This is a genomic window from Halalkalibaculum roseum (assembly GCF_011059145.1).
In the GTDB taxonomy this organism is placed as follows: domain Bacteria; phylum Bacteroidota; class Rhodothermia; order Balneolales; family Balneolaceae; genus Halalkalibaculum; species Halalkalibaculum roseum.
Window position 1 is genome coordinate 548,788 of record NZ_JAALLT010000004.1, and the last position, 25,917, is coordinate 574,704.

The window sequence follows — 25,917 nt, forward strand, 5'->3', positions numbered from 1 at the left end:
CGAAAATTTGAATCAAAGACAAAACTATATGGGTGACCCGAACATAGCACAGACGAAACCATTTGTAATGGAAATAGATGCCGGCACATATGCATGGTGTGCTTGCGGCCAATCTGATAATCAGCCTTATTGCGACGGTTCCCATAAAGGTTCGGAATTCAAGCCAATTATCGAACAGGTTGAAGAATCCAAGCGTGTTGCCTGGTGCGGGTGCAAGCATTCCGACAATGCCCCTTTCTGTGATGGCACCCATAAAGAGCTGTAGGTATAAAAATGGATGCCACCACACGTCTTAAGCGCCTATTCAGATTCGATGTCTGGGCTACGCGGCATATGATGGAAGTTCTGAGGGAAAATCCGGATCTCGATAAATACCAAGAGGCCCTTCATCTGCTTGGACACCTGCTCAATACCCAGCAGATATGGTACCTGCGGACAGTTAGCAAAAGTTCTGATCACCTGAACCTATGGCCCGAAATCGACCTGGAGAAATGTGAAAACATATACAACTCCATGCCTGACAAATGGGACGAATTGTTGTCTAAGCACCAAGATGATCCCGATATTCTCATTTCCTATCAAAATACAAAGGGTGACTCCTACGAAACCAAGCTATCGGATATACTTTACCATGTTATCATTCACGGACAGCACCATCGTGCCCAGATAGCTACCCTGTTCAGGAAGTCAGATATCGACCCGCCGCCAACTGATTTCATCTACTTTACACGAATGCACCACTGACATTTTCAATTAACAGGACAGTACTCTGGAAACCCTAGAAAGTATCTTAGCAGCTTTTTCAAGTTTCATGTGGGGCACCCCGCTGGTCATTTTGCTATGCGGGGGCGGACTCTTTTTCATGGTCTATTCCAGGTTTACACCTTTTCGATATTTCGGTCACGCCATACAGGTACTAAGGGGTAAATATGATGACCCTGATGACCCGGGTGATATCAATCACTTCCAAGCGCTTGCCAGTGCCCTGGCAGCCACTGTGGGACTGGGTAATATCAGCGGTGTGGCTGTTGCTATTGCTATGGGCGGACCGGGTGCCGTTTTTTGGATGTGGGTAAGCGCCTTCCTGGGCATTGCCACTAAATTTTTTACCTGTACCCTGTCGATAATGTATCGCGGTAAAGATAGCGAAGGACACATACAAGGCGGAACCATGTACATGATTGTGGAAGGGCTAGGCCGGAAATGGAAGCCGCTTGCTGTGCTTTTTGCCATTGCGGGACTATTCGGTCCGCTTCCCATATTCCAGGCCAACCAGCTTACCCAGGCACTGCGAGAAATTGTCTACATACCAAACGGTTGGGTTACCGAACAGGCGCATTTTACCGGAGATCTCATTACCGGTTTGATCATACTGGCAATCGTTTCCCTGGTCATTTTCGGCGGCATAAAGCGTATCGGTAAGGTTGCTTCACGGATGGTTCCGGCGATGGTGATTCTCTATATGGGTATCGTATTTGTGATACTCGGCATCCATATAGACGTACTGCCCCAATACCTGAAACTCATTGTGACTGATGCCTTCACGGCCCAGGCAGCACTTGGCGGAGCAGTCGGCCAGATTATCATCACAGGATTCAAGCGCGCTGCTTTCTCCAATGAGGCAGGGATCGGTACCGCTACCCTGGCCCATGGCGCCGCAAAAACCAAAGAACCGATCCGGGAGGGCTTGGTTGCCATGATGGGTCCTGCTATTGACACCTTGCTGGTTTGTACACTGACTGCCCTTTCCATTCTGGTTACCGGCGTCTGGAGAACCGGCGATGAGAATGGAATCGCTCTTACCGCAGCCGCTTTCGGAGAAGCCCTCGGCCCCACAGGACCCTACCTGTTAATTCTCTGCGTAGCAGTCTTTGCCTTCAGTTCCCTATTCACCTACTCCTATTACGGAACCAAGTGTTTCGGATTCCTGGTGGGAGCTGACAAACAGAAGTATTATAACTACTTCTACGTCATCTCCATTATATTTGGATCGGTGACAACTATATCCGCCGTAATTAACCTTATCGACGGTATGTACGCCGTCATGGCAATTCCTACAATGACGGTAGCCCTTCTGCTGGCACCCAAGGTGATGGATGCCGCACGAGACTACTTCTCACGGATGGATACCTTCAAGATTTATAAATAATTGCCGTTATCCTTGATTTTATGATCAGGGGTTTCACCGTGTGTTGCAAAATACTTAGCCGGTTTGTTTGCACTTAAAAATATTAGTTTCCGTCTTTCCCATCTGCACATCCGGCTCAACACGACAAAGCTCTGCTCGTCACATTTTTCAATCCCGGCGCAACAATCTCCGTATCTCCTACCAGCCTAATAACTCAATATGGAGGTCTTATTATGATCAACAAAAAACAAGCGTTTAAAATAGTCACCGCAATGTTAATAGCTGCTTTTGCAGCTCTGCCGCTTACCATTCAGGCACAGGATACCGAGCTGTTCGAATCCGTTCGCAGCAGCGATCACTACTCTCTGGAATCGATGATTAACAATGGAATGGATATCGACCAGATGGATCAAAGTAAAAATACCGCTCTCATGGTTGCCGCTAAAATAGGCGACAAGCTGGTCGTAGATGCATTGCTGGATAATAATGCAAATCCCAACATCACCAACAGTGCCGGCGCAACCGCCCTCATGATTGCAGCCAAATACGGCCATGCTCATGTGGTAGACAGGCTCCTGCAGCATAATGCCGATCCATTGATCCAAAACCATAACGGTATTCGCGCTTCACGCTTTGCCATAGCCTACGGGCATGACAATGTATACCGTCAGCTGTTGGATGCTGAACAGGATGCATTGAAAGGGGATGGAGAACTGACACGAACTACCTCCTAAAACCGGTACAGTCATCATTAAATGTCTAAAGGCGTATACAATAAATAGAAGTTGCCAACGTATAGTAATATAGATTTAACGCAGCAATGAAATACGCTTTACATAAAGACATTATTTAAGAGCTTGACAAGCTGATTGTTCCCCAAGACACAGCTATTAAATCTTAGCATAGATAACCTCAGCCCCAGTTCGATTGGATTCGATCTGGGGTTTTTTATATTTATGGATTCATAGACCCAATCCTTTATATTACCATAAATATTTATCCAAACTCTTACAGATGCCAGACCTTATTTTAGGAATTGATCCGGGTTCCAGAAATACCGGCTACTCTATTCTCACGGAAGAAAACGGCAAGCTGGTAGCCTTGAGGTGTGACGTGATAAAACTGGCCCATCTCGATGATCACTCCGATCGATTACAGCATATTTTTGAAAAGGTAACCGATATCATTAAATCGTTTAATCCTACTTCCTGTGCCGTGGAAACGCCGGTCTATGGGGTGGATCCTCTGGCCATGCTGAAACTGGGAAGAGCCCAAGCTGCTGCCATCCTGGCCATCACAAACAATGGTATCTCTGTAAAAGAGTACTATCCCAAAGAGGTGAAGAAATCCATCACCGGAAACGGTAACGCCAGCAAAGATCAGGTTGCCTTTATGCTTCGCAAGATGGTTACCCTTCCCGAGGAGAAGCTCTCCAAGGATGCCACCGACGCCCTTGCCGTGGCCTGGTGTCATCTCATGAAATATAACTCGCTTGAAAATCAAGTACCTTCTTCCGGACAGAAACTTCATCAGAATAATAGCAAAGGCAGCTGGGAATCATTTGTAGCCAATAATCCGGACCGGGTCAGGGATTGAAATTGAAACCTTTTATTACAGCAGGCAACACCTCGATACACGTAGCAGAAATATCTAAGTGACAAAAACATGATTGCATATCTGAAAGGTACTCTTGCCAAGAAAGCATCCGAAGCCATCATAGTTGATGTGCATGATGTCGGCTACGAAGTTGAAATATCCAGCCAGACCTTCGACCAGCTCCCGGCAGAGGGCAAAGACCTGAAGTTGTTGATTCACCACCACATCACAGATAACGATCAGCGCTTATTCGGATTTTTCTCTTCCGACGAGAAAGAGCTCTTTGAATTGCTGAACGGTGTAAAAGGTGTCGGGCCGAAACTGGGCCTAAAAATACTCTCCGGCCTCCCGGCTCCCGATATTATACAGGCTATCGTTCAGGCCGATAAAACGGCCCTTTCTCAAATATCGGGGATAGGTAAAAAAACCGCTGAGCGTATGATTCTGGAACTTAAAGATAAGATTGGTGAAATAGCCACTACCGCGGGAACCGCACCCTCCGGTTCTGTTTCCGGAAATCTGAAGGACGAAGCCATATCGGCCCTGGAGTCTCTCGGCTTTAAAAAACGGGATGCTGAGAAAGCAGTGGTTGCCGCCGCACGGGAAAATGATGCAGGAGGCGACGTGCAACTCCTCATAAAAAATGCCCTTTCCCAGCTCAAGAGATAACAATTATTTAATGTACCTTGGGTTTAAGTTGGAACATGCAATTCGTACTATGGTGACGAAATAGAGCTTATTTTTTCGTTTATTATAGTTGTACCCAATTAATTTCTTTTCCTGTGGCTGAACAAAAAACAATTCTGGTTGTTGATGACGAACAAGACCTCCTTGACTTAATAGAATACAATCTCAAAAAAGAGGGCTTTGACGTACTGAAAGCCGAGGACGGAAAAGAAGGGATAAAGATGGCCCGCAAGCATATGCCGGACCTCGTCCTGCTGGATATCATGATGCCCAAGATGGACGGGCTTGAAGCGGTAGAAGTGATTCGCAATGATGAAGAACTGAAACGAATCCCAATAATTTTCCTGACTGCCCGGGGAGACGAGAAGACCGAAGTAGAGGGACTCAATAAGGGAGGAGATGACTACATCACAAAACCCATCAGTACAACCAAATTGATATCACGTATCAAGGCTGTACTCCGGCGATTTGAGGATAATGAGGATTTCGGAAACAGGCTTGAAGTGCATGACCTGGTCATCGACAAAGATCGCTACATTGTAACGCAGGACGAGGAAGAATTTCAGCTGCCACGCAAGGAGTTTGAACTGCTTTATTTCCTGGCCAGCCGAAAGGGCAAGGTGATGGATCGTCAGACCCTGCTCAACCAGGTTTGGGGTGATAATATCTATGTAGTGGACAGAACCATTGACGTTCATGTTCGAAAGATCCGGGAGAAATTGGGCGATGAGTATATTGAAACTGTGAAAGGAGTAGGATATCGCTTTAAGGAATGATTAAAAATCCAGTTAAACGGAACTCCAGGCTTGCGGTTCGCAGTGCGCTGATCTCAGCAATACCGGTGGGAATAGCCGGCGGACTGCTCTCCTACTTTTTTTTTAGCATTCCGCTTTCGAATGCCCTCATTTTTATGGCTGCTCTCGCCGTAATCACCTCTATTATTGCCTATTGGGTTATTTATAAAATTCAGTTCTCACGTCTTGAACAGCTGAATCGGATCACCCGCAATATCGCCCGAAAGCGGTTCGAGGATTATGAAAACCTCTCCACCGACCATAAGGATGAATTGGACTATTTGATTACGCAATCGGTACGAGCCAGTAAAACGGTGGAGCGTGAGATACAGCGGCTGAACCGCATTGAAAACTATCGCAAGGAGTTCATCGGTGATATCTCTCATGAGCTTAAAACACCCATCTTTGCCATCCAAGGATTTATTGAAACCCTGCTTAATGGGGCCATCGAGGATGAAGAGGTGAACCGCCAGTTCCTGAAAAAAGCGATGCGCAATGTGAACCGCCTAACCTTCCTCACCAAAGACTTGATGGAGATTTCCAAGCTGGAAACCGGTGAGCTGAAATCAGAAATTCAGGATATTTATGTAGGTAACCTGATCAAGGATGTGGTTGAAAGCCTGCAGTACAAGGCGCAAAAAGAGAACGTTGAAATAGAATTGGAGGATATCGGTAAAAACATCCTGGTTCATGCCGATCGCAATCAGATCAAGCAGGTGTTGATCAATCTCGTCGAAAATGCCATCAAATATAACCGTTCAGGCGGTACGGTTACGGTAGGCACTAAACCATTTTCGAAGGATAAAAACCGGATACTCGTTTACATTCAAGATACCGGCATTGGTATTGACCAGCAGTATATTGACCGGGTCACCGAACGATTTTTCCGGGTTGACAAATCACGCTCGCGGGAAAAAGGCGGTACCGGACTTGGCCTGGCCATTGTAAAGCATATCATGGAAGCACACGGTGAGAAGTTTTTTATTGAAAGCACACCCGGCGTAGGATCTACCTTCAGTTTTACCCTCACAAAAGTTCAGCGCAGCCCAGTTTCGGACACAATTGACTGAGAATGGAATCAATTGTATAACTTCGGCTAAAGGTAAAGTTTTTAATTAATGGGTTTATGTGATTATTTAATTTTTGAGCCAGCCCATCTCTAGTCAAGATATTCTTAGAGAACATTAAGTCACGCAAAGAGCGCTAAGTATACGCAAAGAATTCTGAGAAGAGGATGAATGAAAATGAGTTATCTTATAAGATTATTGGTGTCGCCCTGCAATTGCATTCTACTTTAGGGCCGGGCTTACTGGAGTCTGCCTATGAAGAGGCTCTTGCCTATGATTTAATTAAATCAGGTTTCGTTGTTCAAAGACAATTACCCATGCCAATGATTTATAAAGAGATCCAAATGGATATTGGTTATCGGATTGATCTGATGATAGATCATAAAGTCATCATTGAACTGAAATCCATTGAAAAACTTGCTCCGGTTCATTTTGCTCAAACCTTAACCTATTTAAAACTGGCTGGACTAAAGTTGGCTCTGCTTATCAATTTTAATAGCCGATATTTAAAGGACGGTATTCACCGAATTGTAAACAATTTGTAAATCCATATCTTTGCGCATACTTAGCGCCCTTTGCGTGAAAGTTCTTCTTATATTTAAATTAATTCTCAAAATTCAATAGAATCTATGCTACATGCTGTAATTATGGCCGGAGGATCCGGTACTCGTTTTTGGCCGCGAAGCACTAAAGAAAAGCCCAAACAGTTTCTTAAAATATTCGGTGACCGGACCATGCTCCAAGAGACGGTCGATCGCATTGAGCCGGTAATTCCGCCAGAGCGAGTCTGGGTGATCACCAACGAGCGATACATGCAGCTGGTTAAGGAACAGCTTCCCGATGTGCCCGAGTCAAACATCATCGGTGAACCGGTAGCAAGAAATACGGCCCCTTGCGTAGCATCAGCCGCCACACTGCTGCAGGAAAAAGATCCGGAAGCAACCATGGTAGTGCTACCTGCCGATCACAGCATCGGGAATCCGGAAAAGTTTATCACTATCCTGGAAACAGCGGCCCATAAGGCTGACGAAGACGACGCCCTGATAACTATCGGAATCCGTCCCGACCGACCGGAAACCGGCTACGGCTATATAGAATTCAGCAAGGACTCCGATGAAACCGTAAAAGGACACGAAGTAAAAAAGGTTGTTCAGTTCCGGGAGAAGCCCGATCTGAAAACGGCCCGTCAGTTTATATTTTCGGGCAACTTCCTCTGGAACAGCGGGATGTTTGTCTGGAAAGCTGCAGTAATTGCAAATCAGTTTAAAAAACACCTCCCCGAAGTATACGAGCAGATGGAAGAACTGGAACCGGCCGTGGGTACCAATGAGCAGGGTGAAGCTATCAACAACTTTTACCGGAACTGCCCCTCCATCTCCATCGATTACGGCATCATGGAAAAAGCCGAAACCGTGTACGTGGTACCGGGTGAATTCGGCTGGAATGACGTTGGTAGCTGGCGCGCCGTTTACGATCTGCGCGAAAAAGACGAAAAGGGTAATGTGATCCAGTCAGATACTGCCATTCTGGAATCCTCAGAAAACAATCTAGTGCACAGTGAGAACAAAAAGCTGATCACCCTGGTAGGGGTTGAGAACCTGGCTGTAGTAGAAACCGAAGATGCCATTCTGGTATGCAATCTCGATGAATCCCAAGGTGTGAAACAAATCGTAGAAGCCCTCAAGTCAAACAAAGACCTCGAAAAATATCTCTAATACAATGGAACACAGATGACGCTGATACAAAATCCGCGGTTCCCGTGTTCTATTCCACCTCGACTATAAGCTGATCATAAGCCAGTTGAACATGATCCGGCAGCTTCTTGTTGCTCTCCTCATGATTAACATAGGAGTTCATGTGAATTAGATAGGTCTTCGGCACCTCCAGCTCCTCCGCCAGTTCGGCCGCTTCAGGAATCGTCAGGTGTGTGGGATGTTCCGGCTCCCACCTCAATCCGCTCAGAACTAGCAGTTTGGAACCCCGGATTATATCCTTGGTGCTGTCCGGGATAGACTTTACATCGGTAAGGTAGGATATATCATTCAGCCGAAAGCCCATAACCGTGACATTTCCATGATGAGCCGGTAACGGCACAATATTCACATCCCTGAATTCCGTGGCTCGCTCCAGAACATGAATATCCAAAGAGGTTGACCCGGGATAGCGATTGGGACCGAACATATAATCGAAACGCGAACGAATGGCTTCGGCAGCCTTCTCCGTAGTATAGAGCGGGATGCTTTGATTCTGTTTGTAGCAGAACGGACGAAGGTCATCGAGTCCCGCGATATGATCCATATGTTCATGAGTAATCAGCACCAGGTCTACCGTATCCAGCCCCGAACGAATACTTTGCAGGCGAAATTCAGGACCGGTATCGATAACAATAGAACTCTCCTCGCTTTCAACCCAAGCCGAACAGCGCCAGCGAATATCTCTGGGATCTCCCTTCAGCCGCTCCGAACCGAAGCCTCCTGCTACGGGTACGCCCATCGATGTGCCTGTTCCTAGAAAGGTAAGCTTCATTTAATCCAGGTCAATGTCCAGTTCTTCAATTTCACTCTCAGCAAACTGATCGAAACGATCCCACAGCTCTTCCAGATGCTTGCGAACCGCCGGTTTAATGTAGATATCCTGCAGCTCCTTGTCATGCAGTACGCGGGCCAACAAGCCAACCTGCTGCTGAAGAGGTTTGTTTTTATTCATCACCACTAACATATCTCCTTCCATGATGCAATGGTCACCACGAAACGTGCCACGCTCCTTGCGAATGGTGTAGCCCGCCTGTTCCACGAGCTGCTCAAGTTCAATAATCAGTTTTTCAGATTTCATACATCTATTAGAATGTTACACCTACCAGAATGCTGTGAGAGGTAAGGTCATAATCAAATTCATTCTCATCAACGTCAAACCGGTTAAATTTGTAATTGTAGCCCAGGCTCAACCCGGTATCCCCGAATACGCGATCGAGAAACAATCTGAACTTCCCGTCAAGTTTTGCAAGGCTACCCCCAAAAGTACCTCCGGTGGCAAAAGAAAACCCGTAATGCGGTACAAATCCCGCCTGTATTCTGACGCGTTCGGAAGGACGCACACCGATAAAACCACCGAGTCCGGCTGCCAAGGCCCCCTGGCGAAATTGCGTAGCGTTGGTGATACTCTCATCCGAATTCACCGAAGTCAGGCTGGAAACCAGTTGAAAAGGAATCTGGATGGTCAGCTGTTTCTGCCTGAGAATAGAAAAACTGTACCCGGCTTGCACACCCGCGTCAAAGTAAGAAAAATCATCAATGCCGGTGAGCTGCCCGCCGGTAGCCAGGAAAAACTGTAGCGCAGGTGTTTCCAGTCGAAGGCGCACCAGGGATCCTGAAAAAGCAAAACGTCCTTCGTTTGCAGGCACGTCCAGGGCACCTCCCTGGTATTCAAAATCAATAGGTTCCAGACCCAGGTAAATACCCGTGGTGGGAATATCGATTCGACCGGGTTCACCACCCACTGAAAACATCTGGGCCTTAGCATCTGCGGCAAAAAATACCAGAAAAACCAGGAGTGTCAGAAATATATTTTTATTTTCGAGCAAACGGGAATGCTGTGTTAAATTTTCACATTTCATATCTGAACGTATCACATTAATTGATGGAAATAAACTATGAAATCTCTGGGTCTACTTATAATACTATCTCTTATGGGAATAAGCCTAACACAAATGGATGATGGTACCGTTTACCAGTTTGAACCCGAGAACATCGACGGAGAAGTAACCCCCCTGAGTAATTATGAAGGAAAGGTACTTTTAATCGTCAACACGGCCTCAAAATGTGGATACACCCCTCAGTACGAAGGTCTGCAGGCTATTTATGAAGAGTATAAAGATCAAGGTCTTGTAGTGATGGGTTTTCCTGCCAATAATTTTGGGGGACAAGAACCGGGAACGGACGAGGAAATTAAACAGTTTTGTAGGGTGAACTTTGACGTAGGATTCCCAATGTTTTCAAAGGTATCCGTTAAAGGTGACGATATTCATCCACTGTTTGATTACCTGACGAAAAGTGAAAATCCTGATTTCAGCGGTGAAATAAACTGGAATTTTGAGAAGTTCCTCGTTGACAAGAAAGGAAATTTGATACACCGATTTAGAAGCAAAGTGAAACCTCAGAGTGATGAACTGATTAATGCAATAGAACAAGCATTAAACAGTTAAGTTAATGTATCCCTAACATACATCCCATCACCATCCCGACAGAGGGCCGTAACTGATACTTACGGTCCTCCTTTTTTTATGCACTGTATAACAACGGCTTTACTAAACTTCCAAAAGTTTAGTAAAGATCAGGTAAAAGTTGACATCAATTCAACATGTGCGAAACCAGACGAAACTCAGGTATGCGCACTTTAATGTCTGTGCCGTCTTCCCGCTCCATTAGGTAGTAGCCTTTCATGCTCCCCTTGTAGGACTTTAACACACAAAAGCTGTTGTAGCTATGTTCGCCATTCGGTTCGATTACCGGCTGCTTGCCAATAACCCCGTCGCCGTCCACATTATACTGCTCACCGATAGAATCGCTGATCTCCCAGTGACGCTTTAACAGCTGTACCGGTTGGTCGCTCATATTCCGTATGGTTATGAAGTAGGCAAACACATGTTTGCCGGCAACCGGACTCGATTCCTCTTCCAAATAGAGCGGCTTAACCTCCACGCTGATGTCGTACGATATTTCTATAAAAGTCTGTTGATACATAACGATGGCTAAATAACATTTTTCCCCGACTAAGTAAATTCGAATTTCATAATAAATAGAAATAAAAAAGGTTCAATTATTCCTTGACATATGAGTGGTAAGGTGGTTATATTTGGTGCTCTGATTCAAACGGGTCCTAATCACAAATTTTAAATATTTATCAATTGAGATTTGTTTGGTATTTGACGTTTGAATCTCGAGATATTAAAAATACGGTCCGGTAGTTCAGTTGGTTAGAACGCCTGCCTGTCACGCAGGAGGTCGAGGGTTCGAGTCCCTTCCGGATCGCATCTCCACAAGCCCTTAACTCACATAGAGTTAAGGGCTTTTTTATATACATACGTGTATTGTTTCGAAAGAGGATCTCTCACTTTCGGAACAAAATTCAGAATAGCTTAGAACCCGCCTTAGTAACCAATTTTATTTTCAACAGGCATACCTTAGCTGGTGAGAAACAAACTCTTTATCCAAATAATCCTTCCTTTATTCCCCTGTTATTTTCAGATAGCCGGTTTTTTTATTTTTTGTTGTAACCATCTCAAATTGAATAGTCATAATACCATGTAAGATAATAGTAAGTTTGGCATGACTTACTTAATAATTCCCCTAGCGATGAGTTGTGCTTGGGGAATTTTTTGTTCGTCAGCTTCCTATCTAAGAGAACTTAGAAACGTCAATTTCAAAGATTGAAATTAGTTCTGTTAAGATATTGAAAAGGTCTTGTGATAATTATTGATCTCGGAAAAATGGATAGGATAAGTAACAAGAAAATAAAGATTAGCAACTTTGTAATTAAAAAGTTGCTTTACAATAAATTGAAAAATTATTTAGAGCGAGATATCCAAGCTCGCTCTAAATTTTTTAACTATTTGCAGCTCACACTGGCGTTAATTGCATCAATAGTTACTTCTCCATTTGCATTGATAGTAACATGGGAATTTACATGGAGTAAATAATTATTACCTGTTCCAGGTCCGATAATTCTAAAATTATTATAAAATGTGTAGTTGAATGACTCGCCATTAGAAATAAAATTGGTAGTAGAACCTGTCAAGCCTGTAGCCTGATACCTATCGCCTGTTTCTTGTCCAATTAAATCCCAATATTGATGAGGCTGAACATGAGATTTAATATGTACCCCACCATTTGCATCCAAAGTCAATTTTGATACAAATTGCAATTGTACATTATCAGCTATGACAAATTCACCGACCCCATTATTTGCGCAAGGTATCAAAGTAAAAAATGATATGGTTTCTCTTTCAACAACAGTTTGTGAATAAGCATCATTAGTTACTAATAAACCAAAAGCAAAAAACGATACAAGTATTAGGTGATAACTCTTTTTAATCATAGCATAACCTCCTCTCTAAATTTTATAATTGAGTAGGTATTAGCTGCTATAGAAGACAATTAATTCTCTTGAAGTTAATCTCACTATAAAACATTTGGACTTTAGCTACAAATGTTTTGTGACCCTTATACTAATGGGTATTCGAATAAAGTTGATATGCACCTATCTCCAAAGTCTTCAGTAAGTTTCTTATTCGTCACAAAATCGACTTTTATTGAAATTCTTTCCCCAATTAAATTCAATGCCACATCTGGAGTTCAGGTTCAAAAACAGAATTTGTCAGTTAAAATGGACGAGATCAGTTCAGGTTTTGCAATTGGCTCAATTCGAACGGTTACAATAAGTGAGGTACAAATTATCAGCCACCTAAACCAGGCAAATCTATCCGTGTATTCTGAGTTCCCTCCTACAGTAGGATCTACTTTTAAAGCGGAATAAAAAATCAGTCAACCGGTACAGTTTAATAACTACCGGTCATCGGTGCAGAATAGTTCATAGCTGTTACCCGGCAAAAGAACCAATCAAATAGTTGTCATTATTTGGTTTATAGCTATATTGACAAAGTCATTTCTATTAAAAGCTAAATACAAGTGTAAAGAATGAGGGTGTATTTAGGCTAAGATTGAACTCTTACATGCAATAATAACATGCGAGCAGATCCTGGATTTTTGTTTGCCTGCTAAACTTTATGATAAATCTATGAAAACACTTTCAGTTCTGTTAATGTCTCTTTTATTGATGGCGTCTTATCAAAATATCTCTGCGCAAAATAACTCCCATCCGCTTGATCCTTTAACCTGGCAGGAATACTGGACGGTTCTTGAAACGCTTCAGGAAGCCGGTAATCTCGATGCAGAGACCCGCTTTTCACATATTAATTTAGTTTCACCGGATAAGCAGGATGTTTGGAATTGGAACGGTACCGATACTATTCCAAGGATGGTATATGCTACAGTTCACCAGGGGTCAGATACTTATAAAGCTGTGGTAGATGCAAAAAATCGAACATTAGCATCTTGGGAAAAACTTGTAGGAATACAACCGACTTGGCTGGGAGAGGAGTTTGGGAAGATGTCCGCAAAAGCCAAACAGCACCCGGATTTTATTGCAGCGATGAAAAAGCGGGGATATGATGATCTCACTTTGATAGACATCTTTTTTGGCCCACCCGGTTATTTCGGTACTGAAGAAGAAGTAGGTCGTCGCATTGCTCACGGACACGCCAGTGATCCACGAGGGTTTCGGAACAGGTGGGGACGTCATATTCAAGGTCTGACGGTAGTAGCAGATATGCATACTATGGAAGTGTTGCGTGTAGTTGATGAAGGAGTAGTACCTGCTTCAGATACAAACATTGATTTTAACTTTTCTTCCATACCCAATATACGGGAAGTGCCTGGAAAAATAATTATTCATCAACCCAACGGTTCAGGATTTGAGATTGAAGGGCATGAAGTAGAGTGGCAAAAATGGAGGTTTCATGTTCGCCCGGACCATCGTGTTGGTATGGTGATGTCAACCATTACCTATGGTGATGACAACGATCAGCGGAGAATTATGTATGAAGGTTTTCTATCCGAAATATTTGTCCCATATATGGACCCCGCCTTTGACTGGTATCCCAGAAACTTCATTGACTTAGGCGAATATACCGCCGGTGGATTTACCAATCCCCTTTTACGGGGCCTTGATGCCCCGGATTATGCTTATTACATGGACGGCCTGTTTATGCACGATAACGGTCAGCCAAAACATGTCCCAAATTTGATAGCCATTTTTGAACGGGAGTCAGGTGATCCCTCCTGGCGACATAACAGTAGTGCGATGGGACCGGAAAGCCGTGTCAAACGCGATCTCGTTGTTAGAGCTGCCGCTGTTGTTGGTAATTACGACTATATTCTGGACTGGGTGTTTCAGCAGGACGGCTCTATAGTGGTTCGTGCAGGTGCTACAGGTATTGCTGAAGCCAAATCCACCATTCAGAAAGATGCCACGGAAGCTCTATCCTCAAATTCACGAGATGATGCATACGGGCGGTTTGTAGATCCGCATATTGTTGCTGTTAACCACGATCACTATTTCAGTTATCGCTTGGATATGGATGTAGATGGTAGCGATAACAGCTTACAAATAGACCGGTTGACTACTAAAATTCTCCCCGAAGACCATCCCAGAAGAAGCGTCTGGGTGGGCGAATCAACTGTTGCTAAAAATGAAAGGGATGGCAAACTAATTAAGAAAATAGAGAACCCCGCACTTTGGAGAGTAATAAGTAACTCGCGCAAAAACCATGTCGGGTATCCTACCAGCTATCAATTAATGCCCGGCGTTACGGCACTTACTAAATTAAGCAAGGATGATTATCCGCGAAGAAGAGCCGGCTTTATAAATAATCACTTGTGGGTAACTCCCCGGAATAAAAATGAGTATTTTGCTGCCGGTGAATTTCCTACTTTAAGTGAACCCGGAGAAGGTTTACCCAAGTGGACCAGTGCAAATCGTTCTATTGAAAATCAAGATATCGTTCTCTGGTACACCATGTCTATGCATCATATGGTCCGCGCCGAAGACTGGCCTGTGATGCCGGTTCTCTGGCATTCATTTGAGTTGAGACCCTTTGATTTTTTCGATCGAAACCCGGCCCTGGATTTGCCTAAAAGCACTCACTAAAACATTGTTTTCCTTAAAGGAAAACTGATCCAAATAATACGATAACATGTATTAGAATTTAATTGATCATAGAAAAGGCCTGCCAGACTTTGCGGGCCTTTTTCTCTATGGAAAACTAAAACCATTTTGGGATTTCCTTCAAAGTCATTGGCGCAGCTATTCCCGTGTCGGTGAGCGGTACTATATCAGAGATAGGTTCCTGATATTACTCTAGCCGGTAAAAAAATAAAGAATTTCTTGATGGCTACATTTAATTAATAATACACGAACTTCTCTTTTTTCACCTCCTAAATAGTTGAAAATTATAAACCTATTTTCTCAATATTCTCTATATTGATTTATATGTAATACGGATCATTTACGCAACTATTTGCTATTCCTCTCTACCGGCTGCCGGATGTTAGTCCCCTCTTATTATTCAACCTCAAAATAAAGAGGCGTCTTATGAAAGAATGTGGCATATCATGTATAAACTTATCAGTTTTATTTGTGATCACATTTGCATTGATTGCATGTAGCGATACCGGATTGAATAGTATTAGCTCGTAAGACAACTTATCTCTCAAGGAAACCAAGCAGTTCGGATCTGAATCCGGACAACTGGTGAAACCATTCCGCGCTGATTTTTTTACAGGTGGCGGTATTCAACCCGGTCCTGAAAGCGAGGAAAAATGTGGGGATCCGCCCTTATTTTATAACGTGCAGGAAGGGTACGGTGAGGCTACACACCTGGGCCGGTTTCATATCCGAATCACCTTTTGTGTTGATGCTACCGAACTACTGGATGACGGCATGCTTACCGAAGATGAATCGATTCCCTATTATTCCAATGAATTTACCGAGGGATATTTAATAGCAGCAAATGGTGATATATTATATGTCGATATCCCTGAAGGAAAGATTCTACCAACCAACGAACCGGGGTACGTATTTGAATTCAACGATCCCTTCGAATTTACCGGGGGCACCGGGAGGTTTGAGAATGTCACAGGTACCGGTACCACACATAGTCTGGTAATGATGCAACCTTCTGAAAAAACAGATCATGTTTGGGAAGGCACGTTGGTCTTTTCCAGGTGACAAATATCCTTAGATCTGCGTACTTAGGTAAAATAAACATATAAAAAGCCCCGGTAAACCCGGGGCTTTTTTGTGTAAGTCCTCTTTTTAATTGGATTCTTCCACCTGGTCTGGCACTCTTTCCCAAATTGCATCGGTGTGTGCTTCAATCATGCTACCCATTCTATTCCAAAGTTCTGCATCAGAAAGGATTTCTCCCATTACAGATCCGGTGAAGTCATCCATATCATCCCATTCGCTGAATAAGTATACTCTTCCGTGATTGTAACGATCTCCGGTATTATGTCCCAGTACGACGTAACCCTTAATCAAACCATTTTCGAGCGCCGAATCCCATAAAGGTACTTCCCTCTCACGCATGGTACTGTTCCAGGATGGCATGTTAGAAAATTTTATCTGGTAGAGAGCTTCATAGATATATTGGGTTTCATCAACATTTTCTGCATATCTAACAAGTGCTGCATCCCATATTTGGTCTCTATGGCTTGTAAGCATGTCACCACTTTGCTCCATCACTTCCTCCGGATAACCTGACAAATATCGATCCCAGAATTCATCATAGTTATCCCAGTCAGAGCTGCCAATAACTAAACGCCAGTTGTACTCACCCCCAGTGTTATGCATCCAGGCACTCCAACCTGTGATGATACCCTCTTCTTCCAGTTCCTGGAGTGTAGGTACGGAATGGTCCCGGTACATTTGATTCCATTCCATCAATGATTCCCATTCAACATTGTAATCTGCTACGTAATAAACCGCAGTTGTGTCTTGATTTTGTTGCGCAAATACCGTCACCCCAAACAGAAGGAGACTTAACAATTGTACTGCTATTAGTTGTTTTTTGTTACCCATAATACATCCCTTTTTATTTAATGTTGGTGGGGTAACAGTCTAAAAGATGAATTGTTTTTCTTACCTCGAATAATTAGCAAAGGTACTGTAACCTCTTTTAATGACATTCTAAATTCAATCTAAACAAGATAATGAGTTAAGGCAAACTAGTAATGAATACAGACCTTTCATTTGCCCTTATGATTATCGTTTCAGCTTCTTAAGAATAACTCAAGGATTGGCGCGAACATCCCTAAACATATATTAATTAGGATGAAAATTATCCTTCATAATCACAGAAAATATTCTAAATTATAAGTAGATGATGTTGAGTTAGTAGAAGGCCCGTTGGCCTGTTTGGTCTTTAAATAAAAACCACAGGCTCCAATCTCTAGAGGCATATATGACTTCTGAGTTTTCATATTCACAGGAAGTTGATGATCTCACCAATGAGATAAAGAATTTGTCTGAAGAAAATTCAAGGTTACGCAGAGCCGTTGAGGAGTTGGTAACATTGAATGAAATTGCCTTGGCTATCAGCGGCAGTATGGATAGCGAGGAGATCATGAGGATCATTATTCGCCACTCTATTCGATCCTTCGATGCCGAACAGGGGGATATCACGCTGGTTGACGAGCATGCCCACCGTCTTGGTAAAACGCTTGCCAGAAGCGCTATTGGAACACAGGATCCGTCCCAAGTGCATCTCAACCAGAGTATCGTGGAGTGGATGAGAACCAACAAGAGCCCTCTTCTTGTAAATAATCCCGCTTCTGATAACCGCTTCTCCAATGTTGGGTGGAAAGAGTGCATCCATTCCATCATATCTGCCCCACTGCTGGTTCGCTCCCAACTCATTGGCATGATTACCATATACAATAAAAAAGGTGGAACGGGATTCACAGAAGATGACCTCAGACTACTTACCATCATTGCCTCGGAATCAGCACAAGTAGTGGAAAATGCAAGGCTCCACCATGAGGAACAGGAGCTTTCTGATATGAGAAAAGAAGTAGACCTTGCTGGTAAAATTCAGAAAAAACTCTTGCCCAAGGAACATCCTACCATAAATAACTACGGGTTGTTTGGGAGGAATATCTCGGCGCATTCCGTAGGGGGTGACTATTATGACTTTATTCAAATAGATGATAACCGATGGGCAATCTGCCTGGGGGATGTGAGCGGAAAAGGTATGCCTGCCTCGCTACTGATGTCTAACTTACAGGCAATATTAAGGGGACAAATAAACTACCTGCCAAGACCTGGTTCTTTGCTTCGTGATGCCAATCGACAGATATTTCATTGTACCGATTGTGAAAAATTTGCCACCCTTTTCCTGGGCATTCTCGACACCGAGTCACACACGATGCGCTATTCCAATGCAGGTCATGAACATCCAATATTGATAACTCCGGATTGTACCTTTACCCGGCTTACCAACGGAGGAATTCCCCTGGGAATTTTTCAAGAACAGTTTTATGAAGAAGGATCCATAGAGTTCATGCCCGGTGATAAGCTGATCGTGTTCTCCGATGGAATTATTGACAGCCGCAACCAGGAGGACGAACCTTTTGGTTTGCATACCCTGAAAAAACTCTTAGTAGAGAATTCCAAAGTATCCGGTGACCAACTTATGGAAAGCATCTTTGCGGCAAGTTTAAATCACAATGCCAATCAACAGTTATTTGATGATATGACCATGATTGTACTTTCCAGAATCAATTAGACCTGTACTACTATGCTTGTACGTTTATTAGAAACCACCTTGATACCGGGCAAACTGGAAGAATTCGAATCCGTTTATCTTCAAAACATTATACCGGTATTGCGGGAAACTCCAGGCTGCATTTTTGCCGGACTGCTTCAAAATATTTCCACACCCAACCAGGTGGTATCTTTAACGATGTGGAAAAATAGTAATCAGATTGATGCCTATGTGAAGTCGGGTGCTTTCGAAAAAAACACCGGCCTTGTCAGACCTTATATGAAGGGAAGTTCCGAATGGAAAATTCAACTCTCAAAAGAACATAAATTAAACTATGAGCCGATTAATAATGAACCGACCATAAGAAGTTACCGGGCCAAACTGGAACCCGATTCAGTAGCCGATCAGATGACCTTCACCAGAAAATATCTCCGAATTCTTTCCCTTAGTCTTATCTCGGGAAAAAAAGAGGAATTTAATCGAATCTATTATAATGATATTCAACCGGAACTAGCCAAGGTTCCGGGTTGCCACTACGCCTTTATTATCGACAATTCAGAAAACGAAAATGAGGTACTTTCCTTTACTATATGGAATAATTTAGAGGCGGTTGAACGATACGAAAAAAAAGGGACCTTCCGGGGCCTGTTGCAAAAAGTTCAACATACGCTTGCAGAATTATATCAATGGAAGATGTCACTGGAAAATCAGGCCTCCGGCACCGTATCTGTAAGCAACCGAGATATTGATATCAGTAAGTTTACCCTGGTTTTCGCAACCAAATTTTAGTGATCCTTGTGTCTTTGTTTTTCATGATAATGTGCAAGTTAATAACAGGGTCTTTCTGAAATAGTATAAATTCATTCAAGAAGAGGGAATATACAGGCAGGGGCTTGTCATTTTACGGTTTATGGCTATATTGTTAAAAATTCATTCATTACAAGTCTTGCTTTGAGCTGATCCTTGTATCTAACTTTCAAGGAATTTGGGGATTCAAGAAGTCATCCATTACCGGCGATGAAGGGAAACTGGGCGTTACCATTGGGGCTGATCCTAACCAATGATAATGTGACTGTTCTGCCGGTACGATGTCCGTTCAGCCAAAGTCGGGTAATAATGTATTTATAATGACGCATCATGGTTACTACCATGCTGATGAGAAACCATATATCACTCCATATCCAATGAATTGTGAAGAATAACCGCTGCAAATATCTAGCTTTTATCATCCCCAAAATAATGTCGGCGGTTGTTTGGACATGCCTCAGACCTCAGATCAGAGAGCAGTACATCGGTAACCGAAACAGGCCGGTTGCCATTCTGGATTACATTATACAATTGAGGATGAGCTTGTGAAACTGACTCAACAACAGCTTGAAGAAGCTCGATCCGTGTATGACATCTTCTGGAACAGCTACCAGGGCGGAGATCTCGATGCATTTTCCGCAACACTGGATGACAAGTTCGAGATGATCGGTACCTCCGAAACGGAACGATGCCATACAAAAGCCGGAGGTATTGCATTCTTTAAGCAGCAAATGGAAGAGCTCATCGGCAACGTCGAAATGAGAAACCGGCAAGTCAGTACCGCTGAGATTGACGGATTGGTTCAGATCATTGAACTCTGTGACATTTACACCCTCGCGGAGAACAACTGGTCGTTCTACTCAAAATTCAGAAGTTCAACTCTTTTAAGGGAAACTCCAGAAGGGTGGAAAATAGCTAGTCAGCATGGTTCCTTTCCGGACATAAGAGTTCAGGAAGGCGAAACCCTGGCGATCGACAAAATTCACCGGGAGAATCTGGAGCTCCGGGATGCCGTGAAGCGTCGCACCGCAGAACTCGAAAATAAAACCCGCGAACTTGAGATTGAAGCAGCCATAGAACGGGTTCGGGTTGAATCCATGGCCATGCAACACCCCGATGACCTCAATAGAGTGAACCGGGAATTGCTAAACCAACTCAATAATCTGCAGGTGGAAGGTCTGACAGGGGTAAGTATTTGGCTGATCGATAAGGATGGCATGGTTACTGCCTGGGATCTTTCCAGTCCGGGTAATATGGGTGATCCGAACAGCGCCACTGTTCGGTACAATCCTAATAAATATGATCTTCTGGGAGAACCCTGGAGGATGATTCAGGAATCAGGCGACGACTATTTTGTTCTGGATTATCCTGTAGAAAAGCTTGAGAAAGCCATTGACGAATGGAAAAAAGTAGATCCTTCAGTTGCAGCTGGCTTCAGGGAAGCATTGGCCAATGGAAAGCTGACTCATCAGTGGAATCCGATAGCCAGACATCCTCATGGTATATTGAGTATCGATCTGATTAGTCCACCTTCGGCAGATACCCGGGAAATTGTAATTAAAATGGCCGGAGCCTTCAGCCTAGCTTACCGGCGTTTTCTTGATCTCCAAAAAGCCGAAGCACAGGCTCGGGAGGCACAAATCATCGCTTCTATGGAGAGGGTACGAGCTGCTGCAATGGCCATGCATAATTCCTCGGAATTAAGCAGCGTACTTTCCACCCTCTTCGAACAATTTGATATCCTGGGTATAAATCCCAGCCATGCCGTTTTAACCCTGATCAATAAAGAGAAAAACACATTAACCTTCAGAACCACCGGTAAAAATGGTTACCGGGTTTTTGCTGAACAGGAAGTTGATTTAAATGTAGTAGATGACTGGGTTGACACCGCCGAAAAGTGGAAAAAAAGCACGCCAAATGCGGTCAATGTCAACGAATATCCGCCTGAAATCCTGCCGGATGTGTGGGAAGTCTATGGGGACATCATTTCTACCATACCCAAAAACGCCGTACCGGAAATTAAAGATTTTCCTGAGGGCCTCTTCATTACGGAAGGCTACTGCAAGTTCGGGTACATCGGCTTTGCCCATCATCGGGAGCCAACAGATGAAAAAAAAGATATTGTGAGGCGAATAGCTGCTGAATTTGGCACTTTATATCAACGCTTTCTTGACCTCCAAAAAGCGGAAGCACAGACGCGTGAGGCTGAAATACAATTAGCCCTGGAACGTGTACGGGCAAGAACCATGGCCATGCAGAAATCAGATGAGCTGGGGGATGTAATCGCTCTCATATCTGAACTGATGGAGTCCCTTCAAATACCAGTACATGACGGTGTTGCTCTTATAACATTCAATGAAGATTCAAAAGATCTGAACGAGTGGATGGCCAATGAAGGGTTTGAAACGGCCACAAACTTTCACCTTCCCTATTTTGACCATCCCGTAATTTCAAACCTTTGGAAAGCCAGAGAGCAGGGCCAAAAAGAGCTTATCCAAAGATACTCAGCCGAAGAGAACCAATCTTTTCTGAATCATATTTTTCAGCATACCGATTTCCGACATACACCGGAACCGGTAAAAGAGTATTGTATTGCCGCTGAAACGTATGCCACTACTATAGCCTTTCAAAAAAATACGGCCATCTTCATAAATGATTATTCCGGAGTGTCTCTGACGGATGCGGAGATGTCTATCCTACATCGGTTTGCAAAAGAATTTGACCAGACCTACACACGCTTCCTCGACCTCCTAAAAGCCGAAGCACAGGCCCGCGAAGCTCAGATCGAGACAGCATTGGAAAGAGTACGTTCCCGATCCATGGGAATGCAGACCAGTGCAGAGCTCCAGAACGTCGTAAAGGTAATCTTCAATCAACTGGCACAATTTAATATCAATGCAGAGCATGCCGGTATCGTCGTGGATTATAAGCCCAAAAAAGACTGGAGTTTTTGGGTGGCTGAAACACAGGATCTCCCGGCTAAAGTTACCGTTCCCTATCTGGATTCCATTTGGGATCGGCAATTCACGAAAGCAAAAAAAACCGGGACAGGATTTTTCACCACGCAGCTTAATTTTGAAGAGAAAAACAGCTTCTATAAAACGATGCTGCCCCACATTGAAGGACTTACGGAAAAGGCGACTGAATTTTATTTTAACTGCCCCGGGCTGGCTATATCTACCGCTATTGAAAAAGATATCGGGCTTTATATTGAAAACTTCACGGGCACTCCATATAACGAAGAGGAAAATGCAATCCTCAAACGTTTTGCGAAGGTATTTCAGCAAACCTACACTCGTTTCCTCGATCTGCAACGTGCCGAAGCACAGGCCCGGGAAGCCCAGATCGAGACAGCATTGGAAAGAGTACGGTCACGGTCGATGGCTATGCACCACACTTCTGAGCTGCAACAGGTGATCCATACCGTACATGAAGAGCTGCTAGGTTTAGGCATTGGTAACAATGGCGGATCTTTTATAGCTCTAAATCAGGAAATTGACCAGGAAATTCGTTGCTGGGGAGCCGGTGGAACCGCTGATACTTCGGATGAGGTGCTTATTCCTGCCTATGACAAGCCCTTTTACAACAACCTTCTTAACCGACTTAAGGGTGAACCCGGCTTTTTCACTGAAGAGTTTAATAATGAGCAGAAGAAAGAGTTTTTTAAGTTTCTTTTTGAACATGAACCCTGGTCTCAGCTGAGTGAGAAAGAGAAAAAAGAAGTCCTGTCTGCACCGGGTGGCTATACCCGATCCTGTTGTGTTGGCAAACTTGTCAGCATTTTCATCATCAATCACTTCGGTAAAAGATTTTCCGATGAAGAAAATGAGATCTTAAAACGTTTTACCAAGGTCTTTGAGCAAACCTATATCCGTTTCCTGGACCTGCAAAAAGCCGAAAAACAAACCAGAGAAGCTCAAATTGAAACCGCTTTGGAAAAAGTACGCTCCCGTTCCTTAGCCATGCATAAGAGTGAGGAGCTGATTGAAGTAGTCTCAGTTCTTTTCGAAAAATTTAAAGACCTGCAGATTCCTTTCACAGCAGTGGGTATTGCGACCAGAATTGAGGGCTCTAGAGATCTGAATGCATACGTTTGTGGAGACAATGCAGATGGTCTGGTCATCACCAATTATCGTCTGCCCTACTTTGATAATCCAATACCTATAGATTTTTACAACGCCCTCGAAAAGCAACTGGATTACTTTGTAGGATGCTATTCAAAAGAAGAAAAAGATTCTTTCTATGAATATGTGATTGAACACACTGCTGAATTCAGGCATTTACCTAAGGATATTTTAAACATGATATTCGAAAGCCCGACCTATACCATTTCAACGGTTGCAGTGAAGAATGCCGTTTTTAATATCAATGATTTTGAAGGGAAAGAATTAGCCGAGCAAAACATTGATATCATCAAGCGTTTTGCGAGGGTTTTTGATCAGGCCTATACCCGTTTTCTTGATCTTCAAAAAGCTGAAGAACAGGCCCGCGAAGCTCAGATCGAAACAGCTTTGGAAAGAGTGAGAAGCCGCACGATGGCTATGCAGCACAGTGATGAGCTCATAGAGACTTCTGAACTGATGTTTGATCAAATTAAAAATCTGGGTATCGAATTATGGTCGTGCGGGTTTAGCCTTTGGTTTGAAGATGACAGTTATTTCATAGGCTACAATACAGGGCCGGACGGAAAAATGGGGGATCCGCTAAAAATACCGCTCAACGAAGATGTCTTCTTCAAGACCATCCGGCAATCAAAACGACGGGGTGACGATTTCCTGGTATTCGAATCTGAAGGGGAATCACTGGCACAAACCTATAGCTATATGGATACACTCCCTGTGGTGGGAGAATTTATGAGAGCTATAGTTGATGCGGGCGCTGAATTGCCCCGGTATCAGGTCACACATTGTGGTTTTTTCTCGCATGGCCATCTGATGTTCATCTCACTGAACCACAATCCGGAAGCCGTCGACATTTTCAAGCGCTTTACCAACGTATTTAAACAAACCTATACCCGATTTCTTGATCTGCAGAAAGCTGAGAAACAAGCTCGGGAAGCACAAATAGAGGCTGCACTGGAGCGCGCCAGGGCTCAAAGTATGATGATGCAGCATTCGGATGAAATAAACTCTATTTCAAATGCATTTCATGAGCAACTTATCCTCCTTGGCATCCCATCTGAATTTTCCTACGTATGGCTTCCGGATGAAGCCAATCAAACCCATCAGTTTTGGGCCAGTTGGTTTGAAGAAGATGACGGTGAAGCTTCGTTGCAAAGTAAACAAGTCACCTATCCGCTCGATAAATCAGAACCCTATACAGCAGCCTGCTTTGAAGCCTGGGCAAACCCTGAAGAGGTCCTGCAAGAATTTATACCTCCGCCGGATATCGCCGGATTTTTTGACGTCTGGAAGGAGCTTTTGTCGGGAGCCGAAAAACTGAAAGCTCAATATTTTCCTGATGGTATCTACTATTCAGAAGCGTACATGCGCTATGGCTGTTTTGGGATAAATATCCGTCGCAAACTTTCGGAAGAAGAAAAAAGCATTTTAAAACGGTTTTCTAAAGAATTTGAACGTGCTTACACCCGATTTCTTGATCTGCAGAAGGCAGAAAAGCAGGCACTTCTGATTCGCGAAGAGCGCGACCGTCTTGAAATAGCTTTGAATAAACTTCATGCTACGCAGGATCAGTTGATACAGCAGGAAAAACTGGCTTCCCTGGGCCAGCTCACTGCCGGTATCGCCCATGAAATCAAAAATCCGCTCAACTTCGTGAATAACTTTTCGGATGTGAGTATTGAGTTGATTGAGGAAGCAAGAGAGGAAGTGAAAGAAATGCTGACAGCTGACAGTCAACAGCTGTCATCTATTTTGGACGACATCGAATCCAACCTTCGCAAAATCTACGAACACGGTTCACGGGCCGATGGTATTGTTAAATCGATGCTTCAGCACTCCAGAGGAGGCGACGGCAAAATGGAGCCCACCGGACTGAACGCTCTCGTTAAAGAATACGCCAATTTGGCTTTTCATGGGATGCGTGCAGGAAATAATCCGATAAATGTAGATGTTCACCTGCAGCTGGATGAGAATGTGTGTGAGATCCCTCTAGTGGCTGAGGATTTTTCGCGAGTCATTTTGAATTTGTGCAATAATGGGTTTGATGCAATGAGGGAAAAGGTGAGAGTAAACGGGGAAAAGTACAACCCAAAACTTACAGTGCGAACCAGGAAAATGGAAACCGGCACTGTAATCCAGATCGAAGATAACGGCACCGGTATTCCGGAAAGTGCAAAAGACAAAATTCTTCAACCGTTTTTTACCACAAAGAAAGGGACTCAAGGTACCGGACTAGGACTTAGTATTACCAACGATATTGTGAAGGCACACGGTGGAAACCTGGACGTTCATTCTCAACCGGGAAAAACGGTTTTTACTATTAAACTCACAACTTAAA

General features: G+C 43.7%; 23 protein-coding genes and 1 tRNA gene. 17 read left to right on the top strand and 7 right to left on the bottom strand.

Features of this window, described 5'->3' with window-relative positions:
- Positions 1-28: 28 nt before the first annotated feature.
- From G3570_RS14315 to G3570_RS14360, 10 genes are all read left to right on the top strand, one after another.
- On the top strand, positions 29-265 hold the full coding sequence (locus tag G3570_RS14315) for a CDGSH iron-sulfur domain-containing protein (RefSeq protein ID WP_165143509.1): 237 nt from the start codon (positions 29-31) through the stop codon (positions 263-265).
- Positions 266-273: 8 nt separating this feature from the next.
- Positions 274-744 carry a DinB family protein gene (locus tag G3570_RS14320; RefSeq protein ID WP_165143510.1) on the top strand — a complete coding sequence of 157 codons (471 nt, stop codon included), beginning with the start codon at positions 274-276 and terminating at the stop codon, positions 742-744.
- A 67-nt stretch (positions 745-811) separates the two neighbouring features.
- The gene (locus G3570_RS14325) at positions 812-2,149 is read left to right on the top strand and encodes an alanine/glycine:cation symporter family protein (RefSeq protein ID WP_165143511.1); all 1,338 of its coding nucleotides are present in this window, start codon (positions 812-814) and stop codon (positions 2,147-2,149) included.
- A 212-nt stretch (positions 2,150-2,361) separates the two neighbouring features.
- A complete protein-coding gene (locus G3570_RS14330; RefSeq protein WP_165143512.1) occupies positions 2,362-2,862 on the top strand; it encodes an ankyrin repeat domain-containing protein in 501 nt (166 codons plus the stop codon).
- Between the two features lie 280 nt (positions 2,863-3,142).
- On the top strand, positions 3,143-3,724 hold the full coding sequence (ruvC, locus tag G3570_RS14335) for a crossover junction endodeoxyribonuclease RuvC (RefSeq protein WP_165143513.1): 582 nt from the start codon (positions 3,143-3,145) through the stop codon (positions 3,722-3,724).
- 69 nt (positions 3,725-3,793) lie between these two features.
- Positions 3,794-4,393 carry a Holliday junction branch migration protein RuvA gene (gene ruvA, locus G3570_RS14340; protein WP_165143514.1) on the top strand — a complete coding sequence of 200 codons (600 nt, stop codon included), beginning with the start codon at positions 3,794-3,796 and terminating at the stop codon, positions 4,391-4,393.
- 113 nt (positions 4,394-4,506) lie between these two features.
- Positions 4,507-5,187 (top strand): response regulator, encoded by a 681-nt coding sequence (locus G3570_RS14345; RefSeq protein ID WP_165143515.1) that lies wholly within the window; start codon positions 4,507-4,509, stop codon positions 5,185-5,187.
- On the top strand, positions 5,184-6,275 hold the full coding sequence (locus G3570_RS14350; RefSeq protein WP_165143516.1) for a sensor histidine kinase: 1,092 nt from the start codon (positions 5,184-5,186) through the stop codon (positions 6,273-6,275). Before G3570_RS14345 ends, G3570_RS14350 begins: the two co-directional genes overlap by 4 nt.
- A 164-nt stretch (positions 6,276-6,439) precedes the next feature.
- Positions 6,440-6,817, top strand: a complete 378-nt coding sequence (locus G3570_RS14355; protein WP_165143517.1) for a GxxExxY protein — start codon at positions 6,440-6,442, stop codon at positions 6,815-6,817.
- 84 nt (positions 6,818-6,901) lie between these two features.
- Positions 6,902-7,987, top strand: coding sequence for a mannose-1-phosphate guanylyltransferase (locus tag G3570_RS14360; protein WP_165143518.1), 1,086 nt, complete (start codon positions 6,902-6,904; stop codon positions 7,985-7,987).
- 49 nt (positions 7,988-8,036) lie between these two features.
- Here G3570_RS14360 and G3570_RS14365 read toward each other — a convergent pair whose 3' ends face one another.
- From G3570_RS14365 to G3570_RS14375, 3 genes are read right to left on the bottom strand one after another with little or no spacing between them, the layout of a single operon-like run.
- Complete coding sequence (locus G3570_RS14365; protein ID WP_165143519.1) at positions 8,037-8,798, bottom strand: MBL fold metallo-hydrolase; 762 nt, start codon at positions 8,796-8,798, stop codon at positions 8,037-8,039.
- Positions 8,799-9,104, bottom strand: coding sequence for a hypothetical protein (locus tag G3570_RS14370; RefSeq protein WP_165143520.1), 306 nt, complete (start codon positions 9,102-9,104; stop codon positions 8,799-8,801).
- 7 nt (positions 9,105-9,111) lie between these two features.
- Positions 9,112-9,885: a hypothetical protein gene (locus tag G3570_RS14375; RefSeq protein WP_165143521.1), complete on the bottom strand. Its 774-nt coding sequence runs from the start codon at positions 9,883-9,885 to the stop codon at positions 9,112-9,114.
- A 36-nt stretch (positions 9,886-9,921) separates the two neighbouring features.
- On the opposite strand from G3570_RS14375, the gene G3570_RS14380 reads away from it, so the two are divergent.
- Positions 9,922-10,473 (top strand): glutathione peroxidase, encoded by a 552-nt coding sequence (locus G3570_RS14380; RefSeq protein ID WP_165143522.1) that lies wholly within the window; start codon positions 9,922-9,924, stop codon positions 10,471-10,473.
- Positions 10,474-10,618: 145 nt separating this feature from the next.
- Here G3570_RS14380 and apaG read toward each other — a convergent pair whose 3' ends face one another.
- Positions 10,619-11,011 carry a Co2+/Mg2+ efflux protein ApaG gene (gene apaG, locus G3570_RS14385; protein ID WP_165143523.1) on the bottom strand — a complete coding sequence of 131 codons (393 nt, stop codon included), beginning with the start codon at positions 11,009-11,011 and terminating at the stop codon, positions 10,619-10,621.
- 214 nt (positions 11,012-11,225) lie between these two features.
- Here apaG and G3570_RS14390 point away from each other — a divergent pair.
- Positions 11,226-11,299 (top strand) — tRNA-Asp (locus G3570_RS14390).
- A 577-nt stretch (positions 11,300-11,876) separates the two neighbouring features.
- On the opposite strand, the gene G3570_RS14395 is transcribed toward G3570_RS14390, so the two are convergent.
- A complete protein-coding gene (locus G3570_RS14395; protein ID WP_165143524.1) occupies positions 11,877-12,365 on the bottom strand; it encodes a hypothetical protein in 489 nt (162 codons plus the stop codon).
- A 699-nt stretch (positions 12,366-13,064) separates the two neighbouring features.
- On the opposite strand from G3570_RS14395, the gene G3570_RS14400 reads away from it, so the two are divergent.
- Entirely contained in the window at positions 13,065-15,035 is a 1,971-nt protein-coding gene (locus tag G3570_RS14400; RefSeq protein ID WP_165143525.1) for a copper amine oxidase, read from the top strand.
- A gap of 603 nt (positions 15,036-15,638) precedes the next feature.
- Positions 15,639-16,115, top strand: coding sequence for a hypothetical protein (locus G3570_RS14405; RefSeq protein ID WP_165143526.1), 477 nt, complete (start codon positions 15,639-15,641; stop codon positions 16,113-16,115).
- A gap of 87 nt (positions 16,116-16,202) precedes the next feature.
- Here the strand turns inward: G3570_RS14405 and G3570_RS14410 are convergent, their stop codons facing one another.
- Positions 16,203-16,967: a hypothetical protein gene (locus tag G3570_RS14410; RefSeq protein ID WP_165143527.1), complete on the bottom strand. Its 765-nt coding sequence runs from the start codon at positions 16,965-16,967 to the stop codon at positions 16,203-16,205.
- Between the two features lie 382 nt (positions 16,968-17,349).
- Here G3570_RS14410 and G3570_RS14415 point away from each other — a divergent pair, with 382 nt between their 5' ends.
- Together G3570_RS14415 and G3570_RS14420 are read left to right on the top strand one after the other, a co-directional pair.
- The gene (locus tag G3570_RS14415) at positions 17,350-18,672 is read left to right on the top strand and encodes a PP2C family protein-serine/threonine phosphatase (RefSeq protein WP_165143528.1); all 1,323 of its coding nucleotides are present in this window, start codon (positions 17,350-17,352) and stop codon (positions 18,670-18,672) included.
- Between the two features lie 12 nt (positions 18,673-18,684).
- Positions 18,685-19,440, top strand: coding sequence for an antibiotic biosynthesis monooxygenase (locus G3570_RS14420; RefSeq protein WP_165143529.1), 756 nt, complete (start codon positions 18,685-18,687; stop codon positions 19,438-19,440).
- Between the two features lie 212 nt (positions 19,441-19,652).
- Here G3570_RS14420 and G3570_RS14425 read toward each other — a convergent pair whose 3' ends face one another.
- Complete coding sequence (locus tag G3570_RS14425; RefSeq protein WP_165143530.1) at positions 19,653-19,790, bottom strand: hypothetical protein; 138 nt, start codon at positions 19,788-19,790, stop codon at positions 19,653-19,655.
- 213 nt (positions 19,791-20,003) lie between these two features.
- On the opposite strand from G3570_RS14425, the gene G3570_RS14430 reads away from it, so the two are divergent.
- Complete coding sequence (locus G3570_RS14430; RefSeq protein WP_165143531.1) at positions 20,004-25,916, top strand: ATP-binding protein; 5,913 nt, start codon at positions 20,004-20,006, stop codon at positions 25,914-25,916.
- The last annotated feature ends 1 nt before the right edge of the window (position 25,917 follow it).

Excerpts from the sequence above, each read along its gene's own strand:
- G3570_RS14400 (WP_165143525.1), top strand. The coding sequence starts at position 13,065 with ATGAAAACACTTTCAGTTCTGTTAATGTCTCTTTTATTGATGGCGTCT.
- G3570_RS14375 (WP_165143521.1), bottom strand. The coding sequence starts at position 9,885 with ATGAAATGTGAAAATTTAACACAGCATTCCCGTTTGCTCGAAAATAAA.
- ruvA (WP_165143514.1), top strand. The coding sequence starts at position 3,794 with ATGATTGCATATCTGAAAGGTACTCTTGCCAAGAAAGCATCCGAAGCC.
- G3570_RS14425 (WP_165143530.1), bottom strand. The coding sequence starts at position 19,790 with ATGATGCGTCATTATAAATACATTATTACCCGACTTTGGCTGAACGGA.
- G3570_RS14365 (WP_165143519.1), bottom strand. The coding sequence starts at position 8,798 with ATGAAGCTTACCTTTCTAGGAACAGGCACATCGATGGGCGTACCCGTA.
- G3570_RS14315 (WP_165143509.1), top strand. The coding sequence starts at position 29 with ATGGGTGACCCGAACATAGCACAGACGAAACCATTTGTAATGGAAATA.
- G3570_RS14415 (WP_165143528.1), top strand. The coding sequence starts at position 17,350 with ATGACTTCTGAGTTTTCATATTCACAGGAAGTTGATGATCTCACCAAT.
- G3570_RS14370 (WP_165143520.1), bottom strand. The coding sequence starts at position 9,104 with ATGAAATCTGAAAAACTGATTATTGAACTTGAGCAGCTCGTGGAACAG.
- G3570_RS14395 (WP_165143524.1), bottom strand. The coding sequence starts at position 12,365 with ATGATTAAAAAGAGTTATCACCTAATACTTGTATCGTTTTTTGCTTTT.
- apaG (WP_165143523.1), bottom strand. The coding sequence starts at position 11,011 with ATGTATCAACAGACTTTTATAGAAATATCGTACGACATCAGCGTGGAG.
- ruvC (WP_165143513.1), top strand. The coding sequence starts at position 3,143 with ATGCCAGACCTTATTTTAGGAATTGATCCGGGTTCCAGAAATACCGGC.
- G3570_RS14330 (WP_165143512.1), top strand. The coding sequence starts at position 2,362 with ATGATCAACAAAAAACAAGCGTTTAAAATAGTCACCGCAATGTTAATA.
- G3570_RS14350 (WP_165143516.1), top strand. The coding sequence starts at position 5,184 with ATGATTAAAAATCCAGTTAAACGGAACTCCAGGCTTGCGGTTCGCAGT.
- G3570_RS14380 (WP_165143522.1), top strand. The coding sequence starts at position 9,922 with ATGAAATCTCTGGGTCTACTTATAATACTATCTCTTATGGGAATAAGC.
- G3570_RS14325 (WP_165143511.1), top strand. The coding sequence starts at position 812 with ATGTGGGGCACCCCGCTGGTCATTTTGCTATGCGGGGGCGGACTCTTT.
- G3570_RS14355 (WP_165143517.1), top strand. The coding sequence starts at position 6,440 with ATGAATGAAAATGAGTTATCTTATAAGATTATTGGTGTCGCCCTGCAA.
- G3570_RS14320 (WP_165143510.1), top strand. The coding sequence starts at position 274 with ATGGATGCCACCACACGTCTTAAGCGCCTATTCAGATTCGATGTCTGG.
- G3570_RS14360 (WP_165143518.1), top strand. The coding sequence starts at position 6,902 with ATGCTACATGCTGTAATTATGGCCGGAGGATCCGGTACTCGTTTTTGG.
- G3570_RS14420 (WP_165143529.1), top strand. The coding sequence starts at position 18,685 with ATGCTTGTACGTTTATTAGAAACCACCTTGATACCGGGCAAACTGGAA.
- G3570_RS14410 (WP_165143527.1), bottom strand. The coding sequence starts at position 16,967 with ATGGGTAACAAAAAACAACTAATAGCAGTACAATTGTTAAGTCTCCTT.